The following is a 16,394-nucleotide window of genomic DNA, read 5'->3' as shown; positions in this document are numbered from 1 at the left end:
CGCTGATGAACACGGCCAAATATCGCGGTCTGGCGACCCTAATCATCCTTCTGGCTGGCGCGAAGCTGGCGTTTTCCGCTGAGTCTTCCGCCCGCCGGTTGAGTTTCATCGGCCCCGAGATTTTTCCAATCGAAAATGGAATCGCGCAACTCCACGCGGCGGATTTGAATGGTGACGGGTTGTTGGATTTGGTGGTGGTGAACAATGCGCGCGCCAAAATTTCCCTGCTTTACAACCAAACCGGCAACACCAATCAAGCGACGGACCGTCCGGCGTCGCTTGGCGAAATCAACGATCTGCCTCCGGACGCGCGCTTTCGCGTTGATTCCATTCCGGCGGAAAAGCGGATTGGCGCGTTGGCGGTGGCTGATTTGAACGGCGACGGCCGGCCCGACCTGGCCTACTACGGCGAGCCGAAGGAGCTGCTGGTTCTCTATAATGAAAAAGGCGAAGGTTGGAGCGCTCCCAAACGGTTTGCGATTGACGACGGGCAGATGTCCGCTAACGCGATGACCGTGGGCGACATCAACGGTGACGGACGTTTGGATTTGGTTTTGTTGGCTGAAAATCACGCTTACCTCATCTACCAACAGGCGGATCATACGTTGAGTGAACCGCAGAAGTTGCCGTTGTCCGAGCCGGTCCGCTCGGTGCAGGTGCTGGATTTGGACGGGGACGGGCGCAATGACCTTCTGCTCACCACCTTCGACGGCACCACGCCTTTCCGCTTTCGGTTGCAACAGGCGGAGGGCCAGCTCGGACCGGAGATTTTCTTTCGCGTGCCCGCCATTCGTTCATTTTGGGGCGATCACCTGGAGCATGACCGCCAGACCTATCTCACCACGGTGTTGCGGGATTCAGGCCGGGCGCAAGTGGCGCAGTTCGTTCGCAAACCCGCCGAGCCGCTGGCTGACGAATTCAAACAAGGCCAATTTCAGGTGTTGCCGCTGGATCGGACCACCAAAGCCAAACGCGGCTTGATTTGGGCGGACGTGAATCAGGATGGGCGCCCGGACTTGCTCGTGGCGGAACCGGAGCGCGGGCAACTCTCGGTTTATCTGCAAAATCAGGATGCGTCGCTGGCCTCACCCCGTCGTTTCCCCACGCTGGCCGGCGTGAGTGAAATTGCGGCGGCCGATTGGGACGGCGACGGCCAAGTGGAAATCTTTTTGTTAAGCGCGGACGAGCGCCAGGTCGGGGTCACCCGGTTGGATTCCGGCGGGCGGGTGCCGTTTCCGGAACTAATCGCGTTGGAGGGCAAACCCGTGACGTTGGCCGTCGGTCAATTGCAACCGACCGCCCGGCCGGTGCTGGCGGTGATCAGCGTGCAAGATGATGATCGGCGCGTGCTCACCCTGCGCTCAGCGGATGGCGCGGTAAAGACCTGGCGGTTGAACCAGAACTTCAAAGCGAATCCAACCACGTTGTTATTTCATGACGTGGATCAGGATGGGCGGATGGATCTGGTCGCCTTGACGCCTTACGAAAAAGTCAAGGTCTTGCTGCAAAAAGCCGGGAGCGAGGATTTCGAGGAACAGGATGTCGCGCCGCCCGGCGGCCTGTTGGAACAACCTTGGTCCAGCATCGCGGATGTGGATGCGGATGGAAAACCGGAGTTGTTGCTCGCTCAGAAGAATTTTTTACGCGCCGTCTTGTTGCGGGCGCAAACCACGACGTTGGGTGGCAGCAATAAAACGGAATGGGGATTTCAGGTGAAAGAGCAAATCAACGGCGCGGCGGCAAACTCGCGTTTGATCGGCGCGACGGCGGTGGCGCGCGGCGCGAATGACGCTCCGGCGCTCTTCCTCCTGGATGCCGAACGCAAGTCGCTCACGCTGTGCGAACGTGACGCCTCCGGAGTCTGGCAGGTGGTGCGGAACGCGCCTCTGCCCGTGGCCGGCTTTACCGATCTGCAGGCGGTGAAATTTGGCTCAACCTCATTACCCACTGTCGCTTTCACCGGCGGCAATACGGTCGCGTGGATGTCGCTGGCGGGTGAGGTTTGGGATTACAACGTGCTGGATGATTATGAGACGCCGATCCAGGATGGATTTCTGACTGACGTGACGGCGGGCGATCTGGCCGGCAACGGGCGCAAGGATTTGGTGTTTCTGGAGACGAGCAAACATTATCTGGACCTGGTGTCGTTCACGCCGGAGCACAAGTTGCGGCGGAGCGAACGGTGGCCGGTGTTCGAGCAACGCAGTTTCCGCCCGCGTTCGGGAGACGCCAACGAACCTCGCGAAGTCGTGGTGGCCGACCTGACCGGGGACGGGAAAAACGATCTGGCCGTGGTGGTGCATGATCGCATTTTGCTGTATCCGCAGGAGTGATTTGATTGCTGTCGTCGGGTGTTTTTTTCTGAAAAGCTAAGAATGCCTATCATCTAGTGGGAACTATCGGTGAATCGTTTCTTTCTAACTTTGAATTAAAAGCTGAACCTCAATGGGCAGGCCAGTAACATCAGACACTGTCTCCATCATACAGTGCTGTCTAGCTTGTATGTTGCTATTGACGAATGGTGGGTGCAATCGCCCAGACGCTATTGCGCTTTCCCGCGAAAATGAATTAGGCCCAATTCTGGAAGCAACCTTATGGAAACCGCAGCCAGCGCAAGACCCAGATATAGGTTCAAATGAAAACCCTGGCTGGTATAATCTAACCAATCGGGAAGCACTTGAGGGCTTTGTCTCAAAATATCCCGACACTGAGGAAGCTTACTTGGCGGAGGTTTGGTTAGTCTTTGCCAAGGCGGCAACAGACCGTAGCTGGAACATATCGGAGACAAAACATAGAAACGCAGAGCGTGCTGACCGCCTTAAGGAGATTATCGCAAAGTCGGAACGGTCTGGAACCGCGAAGATTGCTCGGATTGTAAGGGCATGCCTTCTCCTTGATATCGGAGATCACGCAGGGTTGAGGGTGCAGGTTGATGAGATTTTGGCTAACGTCAGAGATTATGAAGTTGAGAAGGACAAACAGTTTTTGCGTTTTACATTGGTTTCAGAAACTCCGCTCAAGGAAATAGAGCCCTACATGCGCCGCATGCTCATAATCAGCGAATGTCACCAGCATAACTTGGATAAGGCGCTAATTATGGCGGAAGAATTGCAGACTAAGTTTCCCAAGTGGAGCAAGCGCGAAGGCACGGATGGCAATATTTATCTACTTAAGCATGGACGATCACCATATCCAACATGGGAAGAACTCAAAGACGTGGGGCGAGCTAATAGGGAAACGCGCTAAGTGATACTGGCACAAGACATAGGATTCGATTCGTAGCATTTGAGGGCAAGCGTCAACTGGGGCTGGAAGGTGTTTTCCAGATTGCAAATGAAGGATGAGAAGAAAAGGACAATATCCCTATTCCGGCGGAGTAGCGGTATCCGCATTCACGCTGATTGAACTCCTAATTGTGATTGCCATCATCGCGATTTTGGCGGCCTTGCTGTTACCGTCGCTTGCATCGGCCAAACTCAAGGCGCATCAGGTCAACTGCCTGAGCAATCTCAGGCAGTTGGATCAGATGGCGTTAATGTATCCGCAGGAATGACGAAGTTATGCGGTCGGCGGTTTGAGGGCCGGAAAACGGATCGAGCCAGGCGCATCTCGTCGTTGCTTGGGCCATACCTCAAAGCTGGCCGGGCGCGTGGTTTGATGGATGCAAAGTCGCAAGGGGAAACAAAACTCGCATGAATTGCTTGGCTAACGGAGTTGATCGCTGCCGAAAGGAGTCTGAGTAATGAATCTGAAAAAGGGACTTTTTGAGAAGACAATGCGGCGGCTTGCCCAGGCTGGTGGAGGCAGAGTTGGTAGGGCTTCGCCTGAAGTCGCCCGTTGGTTGGAATCATCGCGATTGCTTCCGTCTCGTCTTGTCAGCTTCCTGACCACGCACAGTCCGAAGACCGAGCTATGGGCTGGCGCAGGCTGCATTTTTGACGAGGCCACAATAATGCGTCGAAACGTGGAATTCCCAAGAGTGATTCAGGCCGGTCTTTTCATCATCGGAAGTGCTCCGAATGGCGACTTGATTGTGGTGGACTTGGAGAAATCACCAGGTGCAATCGGCTATTTGATGCACGAGCAAATGTATTCCGTTCAGGATATCCGGTCTGTGTTCGTTCCGATTTGCGGATCTGTTGGGGAGTTTATTTCTCGCATCAACGCTGACGAGCGCGACCTTCCGAACGACTACTTTGAGGCGATTGCCATTCGCGAGAATGTCCGTGCGTCTTGAAATTTAGCTTTTCCGGGCGGCGCAACTCCGCATCATTCTCGCAACGAAGAAATGGTCCTTTACAATTTGTTTCCGCTTTTGGCCGGGCCGTTCGCCCGCTGGCAACCGCACTTGGAACGCGCACGCGCGCTGGACTTTGACTGGGTGTATATCAATCCCATCCAGCGTCCGGGCGTGTCGGGCAGCCTTTATTCCATCACCGATTATCATCAACTGAATCCCGCGCTGGCAAATCCGGGCGACCCGGCTTCGTTGGATGATCAATGTCGCGCCATGATCTCGCAGGCCCATGCGGGCGGATTGAAACTGATGATTGATTTGGTGATCAACCATTGCGCCTACGATTCGCCTTTGCTGCAACAACATCCGGACTGGTTCGCGCGCGATGCCACCGGGCGCGTTGCTCATGCTTCCTGTCAACACGGCGCGACGCGCGTGGTCTGGGCGGACCTGGCGCAGTTGGATTTTCATCAGTCTCGGGATGCCGAAGGACTGTTTCGTTACTGCCAGGGAATTGTGACCCACCTGCTGGCGTTGGGGTTTGACGGCTTTCGTTGCGACGCGGCTTACATGGTGCCAACCAATTTCTGGCGGCGGTTGATCGAGGAAACCAAGCGACTGCATCCGCGGATTTGTTTCGCGGCGGAGACGTTGGGGTGTTCGGTGGATGAAACTCGCGCCACCGCGCGCGCCGGATTCGATTACGTGTTCAACAGCTCCAAGTGGTGGGACTTGAACAGTTGGTGGTTGATTGAGCAATACAATCTCCTGCGGGAAACGGCGGGGTCCATCAGCTTTCCGGAAAGCCACGACACGCCGCGTTTGTGCGAGGAACTGAACGGGAATCTCAACGGTCTCAAGCAGCGATATTTGTTTGCCGCGCTGTTTTCAGCCGGGGTGATGATGCCGATGGGATTTGAGTTTGGCCTGCGCCGGCCGTTGCACGTGGTGCATACCACTCCGGCAGACTGGCAGTTGAATGGCGTGGATTTGCAGCCATTTATCCGTTCCGTCAACCGGATCAAGCAGCGATTTCCAGTGTTTCAGGAGGAGAGTCTGGTCAACGTGCTGCCGTACCATAACCCGAATATCCTGCTCATGTGGAAGGCTTCAACGCGGGGCAAAGGCGAGGCGTTGCTCATTTTGAACAAGGACCAACACCGGCACCAGGAGTTCGCGACCGATCACTTCCGCCATTTCGTGCAAGCGGGCGCACCGCTCCGTGATGTGTCCCCCGAATTTCCAATGGAGTTTATCCCCGAGCCATTCCATTACGCGCTACGACCGGGACAGGGAATCGTGCTGGTGACGCAGCGGGATTGACGGTCTTACATTTGCATGACTTCGTTCACCTGTTGGAAGTAATCACTGTAGAACGAAACGATTTTGTACGCGATAAACAACGCCACCAGCAAATAGATGAAACGCGGCACCCATTGGCAGACCAGATGGATTTTGCGCATGCCTTCCTCCTGATAATGGCGCTGCAGCCAGTTCAGATTTTCATCCAGCTTTCCGCTGACTTCGCCCGTATGGTATTGGTTCTCGAACAGATCGGGAAAGGCTTGGGATTCAATCACCGCTTCCGCGGGGGTCTTTCCGGCTTGCACGTCCGATCGCCACGCGCGAATGGTTTTTTGCAAATACGGCGATCCACTCACCGTACCCGCCAGTTCCCAAGCTTCGACAATGGAGACGCCGGCGCTTAACAACGCTTCCAGTGCCATGGCCAAGCGCGCCAGCGCCAACGCGCGGCGTCCACCGCCCAGCAACGGGACCGGGTGCAACACGCGTTCGACGCCGGCCCGCAGAATCGTGCCGCGTTGCTTTTGTCCAATCAAAATCAAGATCAGCGTGATGAGGTAGAGCGGAATGAGAACGCCTAAAGTTTTCAGCAAATAAACGGTCAAGTTTCCCGTTCGGAAAAAGTCGGAGAAGGGCAGAATAAAAATCGCGAAATGAAAGAGGAAAACGGGGTAGGCAAGTTCCGTCAACATCTGGCGCAAGGTGCTGGCCCGGTCCCGATAATATTGCGCCAGCACTTGAAAGAAGGCATCCAGACGCCCGCTGCGTTCCCCGGCCTGCAGCAGCGCTTGGTCGAACGGCGAGACCCAGCGACCCGCTGCCGCCAGCGCATCGGAAAAACTGCCGCCAGCGAGAATGGTGGTTCGCATTTCCCGCAAGGGCTGCCGGAATCCAGCCGTCGGCGGGTGTTGTTCCAGATGTTCAATGCACTGAAGCAGCGGCAGGCCGGAGGTCGTCAGTTGCGCGAATTGATAATACAATTCCGCGCGGCGGGTTAATTGTCCCGGCGTGATTTGCAGGCGGCTGACCGACATGGCTTCCTCTTCAAGCAGACAAAATAAAAGCGCCGGACGACTCCGGCGCTGGATAAAATCGTTGCCAACCGCTCAGGCCAGCGCGCCATCGAGCAAGGACTTCAACTTGGGCTTGCCTCCGGCGATGCCCACGTGTTGCGCGATGATTTCCCCGCCTTTGAACACCAGAAACATGGGGATGGATTGCACCCGATATTGGATGGCCAGTTGTTGGTTGTCGCCGCTCTCGATATTGAGCTTGGCCACCTTGACCCGGCCGGCATATTCATCGGCCAGCTCATGCAGAACCGGAGCGATCTGTTTGCACGGACCACACCATTCCGCCCAAAAATCCACCAAGACGGGCGTGGCGGATTTGAGAACCTCGGTTTCAAAATTATCGGCGGAAAGATTTACCATCGTGGGAGAAGCCATGGGGATTCAGAGTAAAATTAAAAGGGAAACGCCAGTGATCACTTCGGTTTAGACTGGTGGAATTTCGTACAGAAACGCCAGATAAACCACGGCCGCCACGGCGATCAATCCCGCCACCATTGCGGCTACGGCCAACCCCACATCCAAACTGCTGACGGACGCGGTTCCGCGAGCCGGACGTGCGGCAGCGGCGCGTTGGGCCGCCGGCGCGGCGGCTGGTTTTTGCGCAATCGGCGCGGCGGAAGCGCGCGGCGCAACCGGTGCGGGGGCGGCGGCTTTTGGCGCGGCCGGGGCAGCGGGAGCGGCAGCCGAACCCGAAGCGCCAGTCGGACCGCCCGGAGGCAGCGTCGGCATTTTAATCGTGGGAGCGGCTGAGGGACGCGGCGGCAAGTTGATCCGGACCGTTTCCTTCTTGGGTTGGACCTTGCCGGTTTCCTTTTTCGGCGGCATTGCTCCGGCGGGAATGTTGGGGATATTTTCAGCCATAAAATCTTTTTGGAGAAGATAGAATTCTGCGCCGGAGTGTCAAACTCTTATTCAGTCTCGTTTGGGAAGTGAAGGAATGTTTCGATCCGCGCATTTTGGTTGAGAGGCAGGACATTTGTCACCTACCTCAAATAAGGTTTTGTCCAGGCGATGGCTTGTGATTGGTGCGCGTCCAGAATGAGGTTGCGTCGGTAGTGGCTTCATATCATGCTGGACGCGTTCAATACGACGATAATATGAAAAAAGCACTTTTAACGGTGGTCGCCGGGGCCTTGGGAACGGGTTTGTTGCTGGCTCAACCCGGCGGTGGGTTGGGGAATTCCAGCCCGAATTTTGGCGGTAGTGTCTCGCGAATTTTCGGAGCGAACACGAATTTTACCACGGCAGTCGAGATTCAAGCCACTGGCGGCGTGGCGGGTGAGACCACCTTGGTGGGCAGCCTGGCGTTCGACGATGGCAAGTCGCGGTTCGAAATGGACCTCGGCAAAATGAAGAGCACCAAGATGCCACCGGGCGCCGCGGATCAAATGAAGGCTCTGGGCATGGATCAAATCGTTGTGATTTCACGACCGGACCGGAAAGTGAGCTACATGGTTTATCCGGGCGTCAAGGCGTATGCGGAAATGCCGCTTAAAGAATCGGAGAGTGCCGAAGCTGTCAGCCGCCTCAAATTGGAGACGACCGAGTTGGGCCGGGAAACGGTGGACGGCCATCCGACGATTAAGAATAAAGTGGTGGTGACCAGCGACGAAGGTAAGAAACAAGAGTTCACGGTGTGGAATGCGACAGACTTGAAGACCTTTCCCGTCAAACTGGAGATGGAAGACGCGGGCACCAAAATTGTCATGTTGTTCAAAGACATTAAATTGGCGCGCCCGCCCGCCTCCAAATTCGAAGCGGCCAAAGACTTGAAGCGTTACGATAGTGTCATGGCGATGATGCAGGAGGAGATGCTGAAAAAAATGGGCGGCATGATGCCCCCGCCCAGTCGATAAACCGGATTATTTGTAAAGCACGATGAACACGCCGGGATTCCGGCGTGTTTTCGTTTTAACGAACGTTGCTTTGGCGCTCCAACAACCTCTTCGCTTCCGTTCACGGTGGTGAGCGAAGTGAGCTTTCGGTAGCACCGCCTTTTGGCGAAAAGCCCGTCGCCGCCGGGGTTCATCCGCTCCGGAATACTTGACGCCGTTCCGTACCGTTGCAATTTTTAGAAGGCTTGGCGCCAGACGCTACAGGTTCAGCGGCAAGTGATTGTTTTGCTGAAGTGCTTCAAACGCCCGCCGTGCAGATACTGGCTCGACGAGTGGCGGCGGGAGGCGATTTGTCTTTTAATCAAATGGCGACCCCGGCCCAGCCCTTTTTCGCGGCTCTGTTGCACCGTTTGTTTCCGACCCGTCCACTCGTGGTCGTTGCCGAAAACCTGAAAGTTCAGGAAAGCGTTCAACAGGACCTGGAAACCTGGCTGCAAAAACTTCCATCGGAAAACACGGTTGCTCCGACCAGTCCCGTGGCGGCGGTAGAGTCAAGGTCGGCCACTTGGTTTTATCCCGCTTGGGAAAGTTTGCCGCATGAGAACAAGCTGCCTCATGCGGATGTCATCGGCGACCGCTTGCAAACCTTGGTCGGGTTGAGTGCGTCGGGACATGAGGAAACCCGAAGCACTCCGAGCGTGATCGTCACGAGTGTCACGGCATTACAACAGAAGACTTTCAGCCGGGCCGGATTGGAATCGCGGATTCGATGGCTGAGACGCGGCGACCGGATCAATCCGCTTGATTTGGTCGAGTGGTTGGAGGAGCAGGGCTATGAACCGGAAGCTCAAGTTACGCAACGCGGCGAAATCGCCATGCGCGGCGGCATCATTGACGTGTTTCCACCGACCAACCCCTGGCCAGTGCGCTTGGAATTCTTTGGAGACGAACTGGAATCGTTGCGCGAGTTTGATCCGCTGGCGCAACTTTCGCGCGACCCGATCTCGCAGTTCATTTTGCCGCCCGCCGGAGAACTGGGGTTGTTGCGGCGAGAGTTGGAAAGTTCCGGGGCCGCCAGTGCGGCGCGCGCGACGCTGCTCGATCATCTGCCTCCGGAAACCATCCTGTTGTTGCTTCAACCCGATCAACTGCAGGCGCAAGCCGACGCTTACGCCGAACCAATCCCGGAAGGCGATCCGTTCTTTTTAGCGTGGGCAGAGTTTCAAACCCGAGCCCAACAACGCGGATTAACGGTGGTGCGCTTAAGCGACGCATCCGATTTGCCGGCGCCGACTCTGGAAAACAGCGATCGCGCAGCGGCATCCGAAGGGGAATTGCCCCATGCGCCCGGGCTGCACTTTAATACCCTCGACGCGTTCCGCCCGTTGGCGGCGCGGCTTCCCGAGCCGCAGATTGTCGCAGCGCAGCGACGGGATTTCTTCAATCAGTTGCACCGCTGGTTGCGTCAGGCGTATCGCGTTGAGATTTTCTGTAACAACGATGGCGAGCGACAGCGTTTCCTGGAAATCTGGAAGGAGTTGGGGCTGACGCCGACAGTGCCGTCCCGGATCGGATCGCTCGCGCGAGGGTTTATCAGCGATGAACTCAAACTGGTGGTGGTCACCGACGCGGAAATTTTCGGGCGCTATAAAGTCCAACGCCCGCGTCGGCTCAAGCTCGTTCAGGCGCAGAGGACGCGCTCGGCGCTCGACATAGATTTTGCCGATTTGGAAGCCGGGGATCTGGTGGTGCATCTCGAACACGGGATCGGGCGGTTTCGCGGGCTGGAACGGCTGCCCACCGGTGGCGGCAAACGACTTGGGAAAGATCATCCGCCGGATTCGGATGATCCGACCGAGTGCTTGGTCATCGAATTTGCGCCGTCTGGGGATGGGGTGGAGCCGCCCAGACTTTACGTGCCCATCACCGAAGCGCATTTGGTCAGCAAGTATGTGGGGGCGGGCAAGGCGCATCCGCCGTTGAACCAATTGAGCGGGACGCGTTGGTTGAAAGCCAAAGCGCAAGCCGCGCAGGCGGTGCGGGACCTGGCTGCGGAATTCCTGCGGATTCAAGCCGCGCGCGAATCTCAACCCGGTTTTGCGTTTGCCGTGGACACCGCGTGGCAACGGGAATTTGAAGGCGCCTTCATTTACGAGGCGACGCCGGATCAGGTCCGGGCGATTGGGGAGACGAAAGCCGACATGGAACGCGCCAAACCCATGGATCGTTTGATCTGCGGCGACGTGGGCTTTGGCAAAACCGAGGTGGCCATCCGCGCGGCATTCAAAGCGGTAATGGGCGGCAAACAGGTCGCGGTGCTCGTGCCCACCACCGTGCTCGCGCAACAACACTTCAACCATTTCCGCGAGCGCATGGCGGATTATCCGGTGCGGATCGAATTGCTTTCGCGTTTTCGTTCGCGTCGCGCTCAGGCGCGGGTGGTCAAGGACCTGGCGGCGGGCGTGGTGGACATTGTGGTGGGCACGCACCGCCTGGTGCAAAGTGACATCGCTTTCAAAGATCTGGGTTTGGTGGTGATTGACGAGGAGCAGCGCTTTGGCGTGTTGCACAAGGAGAAGTTCAAACGGCTGCGCACCCTGGTGGATGTGTTGACGCTGAGCGCCACACCGATTCCGCGCACGTTGTATCTGGCGCTGACCGGCGCGCGCGATCTGAGCACCATCCAAACGCCGCCACACGATCGTCTGCCGGTGGAAACCATCGCCACGCAATATGATGAACGGTTGATTCGCGAGGTGATCCAGCGGGAGTTGCAGCGGGGCGGGCAGGTGTTTTTCCTCCACAACCGGGTCAGCACCATTCTGACCGTGCGACAAAAGTTGCAAAGCCTGTTGCCGCACGCGCGGATTGTGGTCGGCCACGGTCAGATGCGCGCCGACGAGTTGGAAGAGGTCATGACGCGGTTTGTGAATGGCGAAGCGGATGTGTTGTTGTCCACGACCATCATTGAAAGCGGACTCGATATTCCAAACGCCAATACGATCATCATTGAGCGCGCGGACCGGTTTGGTTTGAGTGAACTTTACCAATTGCGCGGCCGGGTGGGGCGCTACAAGCACCAGGCGTATGCGTACCTGCTGCTGCCGCGTCACGCGCGCTTGCTGACCGACGTGCGCAAACGCATCAACGCCATGAAGCAATACGCCACGTTGGGCAGCGGTTTCAAAATCGCCATGCGCGACCTGGAAATTCGGGGTGCGGGCAACCTGCTCGGCGCGGAACAGAGCGGACACATTACGGCGGTCGGTTTCGAGCTTTATTGCCAATTATTGAAACAGAGCATTGGCGCACTGAAGGGCGAGAAGGTGAAGGCACGGGTCGAAACGCGGGTGACTCTGGATTTTCTGTTGGAGTCGGCGCGTTTGCCGGAAGACTACGTTCCGGAATCGCAGCATCGCATTGAAATTTATCGCAAACTGGCTCAGGCAGCGGATGCGACCGCGTTGGATGCCTTGCGGACGGAACTGCGGGATCGCTTCGGTCCGTTACCGCCGCCGGTCGAGTTATTGCTTGCCGTGACCGAGCTGAAACTCCTGGCGAACGCGCGAAACATCACGGTTTTGGAGGTGAAGGAAAGCAAGGTGATGATCACACGTCAGGGCGACTTCATAATGTTGGGCGGCAAGTTTCCACGTCTCACCAAGCCCGACGCGAAAGGTCGGGTGAAGGAACTGAAAAAACTGTTGTTGGCGCTTTGAACCTTGCGGTAGCTGCTGTCATGATGTTCTGATTCATTTGGATTTCGGCCTTCCGAATGAGCCTCCTTACGTCGGCTGCTATGAACAATCATTGATCTGTCGAACTGCTTTTATTGCTGTTCCAACCGGCCGTCTCCCAGCATTGCACTATGGCTTTTCGCACTGGACGCCAGTTGCCTGCACCAAGGAAGGTGCCTGCAATATCGCCAAGATCGGTGTTGAGGATGTCCAGCATGGCAGTCTGGCCGGCATCGTCTTGATGAGCGGCGAGCAGCAGCGCATAGAAGTCTGCCGCTGTGCTGCGTTCAGACAATAATTTTACCAAGACTTCGGCCAAGCTGTAGCTGAGTTCGTTGGATTCACCCGGGATGAAAAATGATGTGCCTGCCCAAAAGGTTTGGATGTTTTCCTCCGTCCAGAAGGTAAAGTGCCGTTCGGCCAATTCATCCCACATGAGTGGGGGGCGATAATTCATCATTGAAGTGGTTAGTCGGCTGTAGTCGCTTTGAGCCATCTCGAATTCCGGTGGCGCGATCGTTTTTTGCACGGTAACGGCGACTCCTTCGTTTAGCCAAAGCGGGAGAGGCAGGTGCGCCAGACAATCATGGGCCAACTCATGTACGACGGTATTAGCGGCTCCGTCCAAGTCACCCCGCCACGGCATGGCGATGTGCGTATAGCCGGAGTGGATGCAGACGCCGCCGCTGCCCGCCTGTTCGCCATCGGGCGAATGATGCGAGAGATACTGGTAATAATCGTCTTCGTCCGAAAACAAGAGAAGAATATCGCATCCCAAAGCTCCAGCCCAAGCGACAGGCCCCAGGAGATGTTTGATCGTGGCGGCAACCTGTCCGGAGTAATTTAGCAACCAACGCGCCTGAGTAACCGGTCGGTCGCAGAGCAAAATGGTTTGATTGGATTGGAGCACGAAATAATCGCCGCCAAGATCGGCGCGGAGTTTTTTCACCCAGAGCAAGGCGGCCTCGTTGTAGGCCGCATCGAGATCCACGGGGCTGACATTTGCATCAAGCCAACGGTTAATCGCTGGCCAGTCAGCGCGATGGAATCCGGCTTCAAAGTGAAAGCACGGTTCCAAAGCTTCCGGATTGATCAATTCGGGCTGGGGAAGTTCGGGCGGCTCCGGTGAGGATTCCGTGAGCGGCGGGCTTTCCTGCGGTGGGGATAATTCAGTTCCGCACTCCCAGCACCTGACTGCGGTGTCGGAATTCTCTTTTCCACAATATGAGCAGGTGTTCATTCCAAGAGAGAACGGACGACGGCGCCAAGGCTATTTCACCGATATGGCTGGGGCAATCCCATTTCTTCATGGTTGTGGCTGAAAAAAAAGGCCAAGGGGAAATCCCTTGGCCTGCGTAGTAATTGAATCCGTCACTTTTTGGCGCTGCACGATGGACAATGCGCGCAGTCGGTATTTGCGTCCACGCAGCATTTCATGTGACAGGAGGCCGCCGCTTTGTCAGCGCAACAGCTTCGGCTCGAAGCGCAGCCGGTGAAGAGGGTGGTTACGCCGGCCAGCGCGGCACAAAGAACAAGTAATTTGAGTGTTTTCATATTGGTGATATCAACCGGTCACCCGCGCCGTTTACCTGGCGCATAGCGACGCGGTAAAGTTAGTAAAATTCGCGGGAATGTCCAGCCGCAGAATTATCCTCGCCGCCCGGCGTTGCGCCTTTCATGCTTGCGGCATGCATTTGGCGCATCTGAGGCTCCGGGACTTCCGCAATTACGCGCGGACGGACGTGGTCTTTTCTCCGGGGCTGCACGTGTTGTTGGGCGATAACGCGCAGGGGAAAACCAACATTCTCGAAGCGATTTATTTGATGGCCACGCTGCGCTCGTTTCGTGGCGTGGGCGGCGCCCAAATGATCCGACACGGTCAAAGCGGCTATTTCATCGCTGGTCGGGTGGTGGGGCAGGGCGAGCGCGAAATCAAGATGTACTGGTCGCGCCGGGAGCGAAAATTAAGTCTGGACGGACAACCGGTGAAGAAGTTGACCGATTATCTCGGGACGCTTCGCACCGTGGTGTTTTGCGCCGAAGATTTGCATCTCGTCAAGGGCACGGGGCGTTCGCGGCGGCGCTTCATGGACTTGTTGCTATCGCAGACCTGTGCCAGCTATCTGCCGCTGTTGCAACGCTACGCGCACGTCGTGCGTTCGCGCAACGCGGTGCTGAAACAGTTTCCGCCCGATCCCGTTTTGCTGGAGAGCTACACCGAGCAGCTCATCAAATACGGTGGTGAAATCACCCGCCAACGCCAGGAGTTGATTCCCCGGTTATTGCCGCTGGCGCAACAGGCTTACCGCCGGATTGCGAATGCCGCCGAAGTGTTACGCATCGTCTATGAGCCGAGTGTGAAAGCCGATTTCGCCATGGAATCAGCCCGGATGCGCGAGCGGGAGCGGCGTTTTCGCATGACGTTGTTGGGGCCGCATCGGGACGATTTACAACTGTTGTTGGATGATCGGTCCGCCGCGCAATTTGCCAGTGAAGGGCAAAAGCGGAGCATTGCGATCGCGCTGAAAATGGCGCAGGCGGATTTCCTTACGGTCAGCCACGGGACCGCACCGGTGCTGCTCATTGACGACGTCATGGGGGAACTGGACCTCAAGCGTCGCAGTGGATTGCTGCCGTTGCTGGAAGCAACGTGCGACCGTCGGGGTCAGGTGTTTATGACCTGCACCGAGGAGAACTGGCCGCGTGAACTGGGGCGCAGCTTGCAACGCTGGCAGGTCAAGGCGGGGAAGATTACGACGTTGTAGCGTTACGGAAACTCCGCCGAGGAAACGCAACCACGAGGTCGCGACTGAGCATTGAAGGGTTCGTTCTGTCTTGTGAGTTGCGCCCAACCAGAGGGTCAGGTTTCGATGCCGTAAGCTTTGATCTTGTTGTAGAGCGTTTGCCGTCCAATCCCGAGGCGCTTCGCGGCCTCGAGTTTGTTGCCGTTGGTCTCCTTCAACATTTGGATGATGGCATTGCGTTCCACGCCTTCCAGCAAAGTGAAGTTGGTGTCTTGCGCTTCGGCGTTATCCGGCTTGGCCCGGGTAATGGACAGGTCCGCGCCGTCCACGACTTCGCCCTCGCACAGCAGCACGGCGCGCTGGATTTCGTTCTGCAACTGCCGCACGTTGCCCGGCCAATCGAAGTTGGTCAGCCGGTCCACCGCGGATTGCGTAAAGCCCTTAAGCAAACGGTTCGCCTGGCCGGCAAAGCGGCGCAGGAACGCATTGGCCAGCGGCATGATGTCGTCACGCCGTTCGCGCAGCGCCGGGAGATACACCGAAATGGCGCTGATGCGGTAATACAAGTCTTCGCGTAATTTACCATCCTTGATGGCTTGCTCCGGCTCGCGATTCGTTGCGGCGATGAGGCGGCAGTTGGTTTGATAATCGGTTTTGCCGCCGACCGGGCGAACCTTTTGATCCTGCAACACGCGGAGCAGCTTGCTCTGCGTATCAATGGGCATCTCGGATATTTCATCCAGGAACAGCGTGCCGCCTTCCGCCTGGCGGAACAGCCCTTCGCGATCGCTATGCGCGCCGGTGTAGGCGCCCTTGACGGAGCCGAAGAGTTCGCTCTCGATCAGCTCGCGGGGCAGGGCGGCACAGTTGATTTTGATCATGCGCCCCTTGCTGCGCGAACTCATGTTGTGCGTCAAATCCGCAATGACCTCCTTACCCGTGCCGCTTTCGCCGCAGATGAGTACTGTGACGTCGCTGGGCGCAATGCGTTCCACGGTCCGCACCACGTCTTTCATGGCGCTGCTATTAAACACCGGGGAGGAGTTGCCGCTCATGATTTCCAGCGCGCTGCGGAGGGCGACGTTCTCCTGAATTTTCTGTTTGCTTTCGTAAGCGTTCCGCACGTCGGCCAGCAGTTTCTCCGTTTCAAACGGTTTGGATAAAAAGGTGAACGCGCCCAGTCGCCCCGCCTCGACGGCCATTTCCATGGTGGCCATGCCGGTCAACATGATGACTTCCGTGTCCGGCCAGCGCTTTTTGATCAGGGGCAACAGATCCAGACCACTGGCGTCGCGCAGCTTGACATCCAACACGACGACGTCGGGTTGGGGCATATCGGTGAACGCTTTTTGCAACGCGGCGCCGCTTTCGGCTTCGAACACATTGTAATCGCGCTGGAGCACGTTCGCGATGAGATCGCGCACCTCCGGTTCATCATCAACCAACAGAACTTTACCCTTCAT

General features: G+C 56.9%; 12 protein-coding genes and 1 pseudogene. 8 read left to right on the top strand and 5 right to left on the bottom strand.

Annotated features, from left to right (window positions below):
- Window positions 1-5 precede the first annotated feature (5 nt).
- The 5 genes and pseudogenes from M9920_02505 (at window position 6) to M9920_02485 (ending at window position 5,560) form a co-directional block, all read left to right on the top strand.
- Window positions 6-2,333: a VCBS repeat-containing protein gene (locus M9920_02505; GenBank protein MCO5051159.1), complete on the top strand. Its 2,328-nt coding sequence runs from the start codon at window positions 6-8 to the stop codon at window positions 2,331-2,333.
- Between the two features lie 169 nt (window positions 2,334-2,502).
- Window positions 2,503-3,246 carry a hypothetical protein gene (locus tag M9920_02500; protein ID MCO5051158.1) on the top strand — a complete coding sequence of 248 codons (744 nt, stop codon included), beginning with the start codon at window positions 2,503-2,505 and terminating at the stop codon, window positions 3,244-3,246.
- A 94-nt stretch (window positions 3,247-3,340) separates the two neighbouring features.
- Window positions 3,341-3,520, top strand: a pseudogene (locus tag M9920_02495) (prepilin-type N-terminal cleavage/methylation domain-containing protein).
- Between the two features lie 222 nt (window positions 3,521-3,742).
- The gene (locus M9920_02490; GenBank protein ID MCO5051157.1) at window positions 3,743-4,237 is read left to right on the top strand and encodes a hypothetical protein; all 495 of its coding nucleotides are present in this window, start codon (window positions 3,743-3,745) and stop codon (window positions 4,235-4,237) included.
- A gap of 51 nt (window positions 4,238-4,288) precedes the next feature.
- The gene (locus M9920_02485; protein ID MCO5051156.1) at window positions 4,289-5,560 is read left to right on the top strand and encodes an alpha-amylase family glycosyl hydrolase; all 1,272 of its coding nucleotides are present in this window, start codon (window positions 4,289-4,291) and stop codon (window positions 5,558-5,560) included.
- A gap of 5 nt (window positions 5,561-5,565) precedes the next feature.
- Here the strand turns inward: M9920_02485 and M9920_02480 are convergent, their stop codons facing one another.
- From M9920_02480 to M9920_02470, 3 genes are all read right to left on the bottom strand, one after another.
- Entirely contained in the window at window positions 5,566-6,576 is a 1,011-nt protein-coding gene (locus tag M9920_02480) for a type II secretion system F family protein (protein MCO5051155.1), read from the bottom strand.
- Between the two features lie 72 nt (window positions 6,577-6,648).
- Window positions 6,649-6,990, bottom strand: a complete 342-nt coding sequence (gene trxA / locus M9920_02475; GenBank protein ID MCO5051154.1) for a thioredoxin — start codon at window positions 6,988-6,990, stop codon at window positions 6,649-6,651.
- A gap of 48 nt (window positions 6,991-7,038) precedes the next feature.
- Window positions 7,039-7,476 carry a hypothetical protein gene (locus M9920_02470; GenBank protein ID MCO5051153.1) on the bottom strand — a complete coding sequence of 146 codons (438 nt, stop codon included), beginning with the start codon at window positions 7,474-7,476 and terminating at the stop codon, window positions 7,039-7,041.
- Window positions 7,477-7,712: 236 nt separating this feature from the next.
- Here M9920_02470 and M9920_02465 point away from each other — a divergent pair, with 236 nt between their 5' ends.
- Both M9920_02465 and mfd read left to right on the top strand, forming a co-directional pair.
- A complete protein-coding gene (locus M9920_02465; GenBank protein MCO5051152.1) occupies window positions 7,713-8,471 on the top strand; it encodes a DUF4412 domain-containing protein in 759 nt (252 codons plus the stop codon).
- Between the two features lie 290 nt (window positions 8,472-8,761).
- The gene (gene mfd / locus M9920_02460; protein ID MCO5051151.1) at window positions 8,762-12,169 is read left to right on the top strand and encodes a transcription-repair coupling factor; all 3,408 of its coding nucleotides are present in this window, start codon (window positions 8,762-8,764) and stop codon (window positions 12,167-12,169) included.
- Between the two features lie 88 nt (window positions 12,170-12,257).
- On the opposite strand, the gene M9920_02455 is transcribed toward mfd, so the two are convergent.
- Entirely contained in the window at window positions 12,258-13,178 is a 921-nt protein-coding gene (locus M9920_02455) for a hypothetical protein (GenBank protein MCO5051150.1), read from the bottom strand.
- Between the two features lie 640 nt (window positions 13,179-13,818).
- On the opposite strand from M9920_02455, the gene recF reads away from it, so the two are divergent.
- Complete coding sequence (gene recF, locus M9920_02450; protein MCO5051149.1) at window positions 13,819-14,952, top strand: DNA replication/repair protein RecF; 1,134 nt, start codon at window positions 13,819-13,821, stop codon at window positions 14,950-14,952.
- Between the two features lie 95 nt (window positions 14,953-15,047).
- On the opposite strand, the gene M9920_02445 is transcribed toward recF, so the two are convergent.
- Complete coding sequence (locus M9920_02445; protein ID MCO5051148.1) at window positions 15,048-16,394, bottom strand: sigma-54 dependent transcriptional regulator; 1,347 nt, start codon at window positions 16,392-16,394, stop codon at window positions 15,048-15,050.

The organism is Verrucomicrobiia bacterium, from assembly GCA_023953615.1.
Lineage (GTDB): Bacteria > Verrucomicrobiota > Verrucomicrobiia > Limisphaerales > JADLHS01 > JADLHS01.
The sequence above is the reverse complement of the archived record's forward strand: the minus strand, read 5'-3'. Positions and strand labels throughout refer to the sequence as shown.